This is a genomic window from uncultured Methylobacterium sp. (genome assembly GCF_964251405.1).
In the GTDB taxonomy this organism is placed as follows: Bacteria; Pseudomonadota; Alphaproteobacteria; order Rhizobiales; family Beijerinckiaceae; genus Methylobacterium.
The window spans coordinates 1-3,776 of the sequence record NZ_CAXUJR010000149.1; the positions used below are offsets into that span (position 1 = coordinate 1).

Annotated in this window: 4 protein-coding genes; all 4 read right to left on the reverse strand. The window is 63.1% G+C overall.

What is annotated here, in order from left to right:
* Positions 1-115 precede the first annotated feature (115 nt).
* A complete protein-coding gene (gene fusA, locus ACFE7U_RS17335; protein ID WP_375410954.1) occupies positions 116-2,191 on the reverse strand; it encodes an elongation factor G in 2,076 nt (691 codons plus the stop codon).
* 30 nt (positions 2,192-2,221) lie between these two features.
* A complete protein-coding gene (gene rpsG, locus ACFE7U_RS17340) occupies positions 2,222-2,692 on the reverse strand; it encodes a 30S ribosomal protein S7 (RefSeq protein ID WP_375410955.1) in 471 nt (156 codons plus the stop codon).
* A 123-nt stretch (positions 2,693-2,815) separates the two neighbouring features.
* Positions 2,816-3,187, reverse strand: a complete 372-nt coding sequence (gene rpsL, locus ACFE7U_RS17345) for a 30S ribosomal protein S12 (protein ID WP_147817309.1) — start codon at positions 3,185-3,187, stop codon at positions 2,816-2,818.
* 362 nt (positions 3,188-3,549) lie between these two features.
* Positions 3,550-3,776 (reverse strand): hypothetical protein (locus ACFE7U_RS17350; protein WP_375410956.1); only part of this gene is annotated, 227 nt, incomplete at its 5' end.

Here is a 3,776-nt window from a genome sequence, read left to right on the forward strand (position 1 = left end):
TCGTGCCAATGTTGCAGTGCGGCTTCGTGCGAGCAAACTTCTCTTTGGCCATCGTAGCCTCCGTATTCTCAAAGTTTCAGGTGATGCTGCTGCGGTCCGGAAAAGGCGGGAAGCCTTAAGCGTACTTCGCGACGACCTTCTCGGCCTCGCCGCGCGGCACCTCTTCGTAATGGTCGAATTGCATCGTGAAGTTCGCGCGGCCCTGAGAGAAGGAGCGCAGCTGGTTCACGTAGCCGAACATGTTGGCCAGCGGCACCATCGCGTTGATGACGTTCGCATTGCCGCGCATGTCCTGGCCCTGGATTTGGCCTCGGCGGGAATTGAGATCGCCGATGACAGAGCCGGTATATTCTTCCGGCGACACCACTTCGACCTTCATCACCGGCTCGAGCAGCACCGATCCGCCCTTCTGGAGGGCCTCACGGAGTGCCGCGCGGGACGCGATCTCGAAGGCGAGAGCCGACGAGTCGACGTCGTGGTAGGCGCCGTCGATCAGCTCGACCTTGATGTCGACGACCGGGAAGCCCGCCAGGATGCCGGCGCCGAGGACCGAATTGAGGCCCTTCTCGACACCCGGAATGTATTCCTTGGGCACGGTGCCTCCGATGATCTTCGAGGAGAACTCGAAGCCCTTGCCCGGCTCGTTCGGCTCGACCACGAACTTCACCCGGGCGAACTGACCGGTACCACCGGTCTGCTTCTTGTGGGTGTAGTCGATCTCGGTCCGCTTCGTGAGCTTTTCACGATAGGCGACCTGAGGCTGGCCGATATTCGCGTCGACCATGTAGGTACGACGCAGGATGTCGACCTTGATGTCGAGGTGAAGCTCGCCCATCCCGCGAAGGATGGTCTGGCCAGATTCCTGGTCGGTCGACACGCGGAAGGACGGATCCTCCGCCGCGAGCTTCGCGAGTGCGATGCCGAGCTTCTCCTGATCGGCCTTCGACTTCGGCTCGACGGCGATCTCGATGACGGGCTCGGGGAACTCCATCTTCTCGAGGATCACAGCCTTCTGCGGATCGCACAGGGTGTCGCCCGTCCGGGTGTCCTTGAGGCCCGCCAGAGCGACGATGTCGCCGGCGAAGGCTTCCTTGACGTCCTGGCGGTCGTTGGCGTGCATCAGGAGCATGCGGCCGACGCGCTCTTTCTTGTCGCGGGTCGAGTTGATGACGTTGGCGCCCGACTCGATCTTGCCGGAATAGACGCGGCAGAAGGTGATCGTGCCGACATGCGGGTCGTCCATGATCTTGAAGGCGAGCATGGAGAAGGGATCGCTGTCGGTCGGGTGACGGACGGTCTCTTCCTCGGTCTTGAAGTCGATGCCCTTGATCTCGCCGCGGTCGGCGGGAGACGGCAGGAAGTCGACGACCGCGTCGAGAAGCGGCTGCACACCCTTGTTCTTGAAGGCCGAGCCACACAGGACGGGATGGAATGCGCGACGTTGCACGGCGGTCCGCACGAGACGACGCATCGTCTCCTGGTCCGGCTCGACACCGTCGAGATATGCCGTCATCGCCTCGTCATCCATCTCGACGCAGGCCTCGACGAGCTTGACGCGGTACTCCGCAGCCTGCTCGGCGAGATCGGCCGGAATCTCGACTTCGGAGAATTCTGCGCCGAGCTTCTCGCTGGTCCAGACGATCGCCTTCATCTTGATGAGATCGACGACGCCCGTGAAGGTATTCTCGGCGCCGATCGGAAGCTGCAGGCAGACGGGCTTGCCGGCGACCCGATCGATGATGTCGGCGACGCACTTGAAGAAGTCGGCGCCAATCTTGTCCATCTTGTTGACGAACACGACGCGCGGCACGTCGTACTTGTCGGCCTGGCGCCAGACGGTCTCGGTCTGGGGTTCGACACCCTGGTTGCCGTCGAGCACGCACACGGCGCCGTCGAGCACGCGAAGCGACCGCTCGACTTCGATGGTGAAGTCGACGTGGCCGGGCGTGTCGATGATGTTCAGGCGATGGTCGCGCCAGAAGCAGGTGGTGGCAGCCGAGGTGATCGTGATGCCACGCTCCTGCTCCTGCGCCATCCAGTCCATGGTCGCGGCGCCGTCATGGACTTCGCCGATCTTATGGGACTTGCCGGTATAGAAGAGGATCCGCTCGGTGGTCGTGGTCTTGCCGGCGTCGATATGCGCCATGATACCGAAGTTGCGGTAGTCCTCGATCGCGTGCGTACGGGGCATCGGATTGCTCCTGAAGAGTCCTGAGGCCGCTTACCAGCGGTAATGCGAGAAGGCGCGGTTGGCTTCCGCCATCCGGTGGGTGTCTTCCCGCTTCTTCACCGCATTGCCACGGTTGTTTGCGGCGTCGAGCAGTTCGGCGGACAGGCGCTCGATCATCGTGCGATCGTTGCGCGAACGGGCCGCCTGGATCAGCCAGCGGATCGCCAAAGCCTGGCGGCGCTCGGTGCGAACCTCGACGGGGACCTGGTAGGTGGCACCGCCGACGCGGCGGGACCGGACTTCGATCGCGGGAGCGACGTTCTCGAGAGCCGCGCGAAACACCTCGATCGGGTTCGTGCGGGACCGGCTCTCGACGATGTCGAAAGCGCCGTAGACGATCCCCTCGGCGATGGACTTCTTGCCCTCGTACATGATCGAATTCATGAACTTGGTGAGCACGATGTCGCCGTACTTGGCGTCGGGGATGATTTCACGCTTCTCGGCAGAATGGCGGCGGGACATCGCTCGCTCCGTATACGTATCGGTCTATCTGAAACCGCCCCACGCAGGCCGCCTGAAGCTTCGCGATCGAAGCCGGCAGCATCCTTGCGGGACGCGCGATATCTGAGCCTTCGAACGCAGCTCTTACTTCGGTCGCTTGGCGCCGTACTTCGAACGGCGCTGCTTGCGGCCCTTGACGCCCTGCGTGTCGAGCACGCCGCGCAGGATGTGGTAGCGAACGCCGGGAAGATCCTTCACGCGGCCGCCACGGATCATCACCACGGAGTGTTCCTGAAGGTTGTGGCCCTCACCCGGGATGTAGCCGATGACCTCGAAGCCGTTGGTGAGACGAACCTTGGCGACCTTGCGGAGCGCGGAGTTCGGCTTCTTCGGAGTCGTCGTGTAGACGCGCGTGCAGACGCCACGCTTCTGCGGGCAGCTGTCGAGCGCCGGCACCTTGTTGCGGGCCTTCTGCGCCTTGCGCGGCTGGGCGATCAGCTGGTTGATCGTCGGCATGCCAATCCTCTCGCAACGCGTCGCCTCATGGCGACCGTCGAATCTTCCATCTCGTGCCGATCGCCGTCCCTTCGGATGCAGCGAAACGCAAAACCGCGCCCCAGGCTGCGATCAGCCTTTGGCGCGTCGTTGCGAGTAGAGGACCACGAGCGAGGTGCCCGCGGTCATACCAGACTGACACGTGTTCATCGTTTTGAATGTCGGTCGCGTTTAGGCGGTCTGGATCATGGCTTCAGAGAAGCACTTCGATCGGCTACCGCCTACGGCCAGCCGTTCAATGAGCGTCTGTTAGAGGGGGATTCGGTCTTCGTCAACCCATTCGTGGGTCGGTTCAAGGTGATCGTGCCTTGCCGACACGGGATTCAGTTGGGTGACGTCTCGGCACCCAGCCTCAGTGGTGTAAGGCCACATCGGAACTCGCCTTCCGCAAACGGGTCCGTACGATCCGGGAGGCGGCCGACGTGCCGAGCCGTGTGCAGGATGACCTCTGCGATCACGGTTCCGGCGCCGAGGCGGTCGGCGGCCTCCCCAGCCGTGATTGGGCCGTCGAGGTAGAGTGCGAGCATGGCAACGCGCTCCTGTTCCGTCG

Coding starts and splice junctions, on each gene's coding strand:
- fusA (WP_375410954.1), bottom strand. CDS start 2,191: ATGCCCCGTACGCACGCGATCGAGGACTACCGCAACTTCGGTATCATG.
- rpsG (WP_375410955.1), bottom strand. CDS start 2,692: ATGTCCCGCCGCCATTCTGCCGAGAAGCGTGAAATCATCCCCGACGCC.
- rpsL (WP_147817309.1), bottom strand. CDS start 3,187: ATGCCGACGATCAACCAGCTGATCGCCCAGCCGCGCAAGGCGCAGAAG.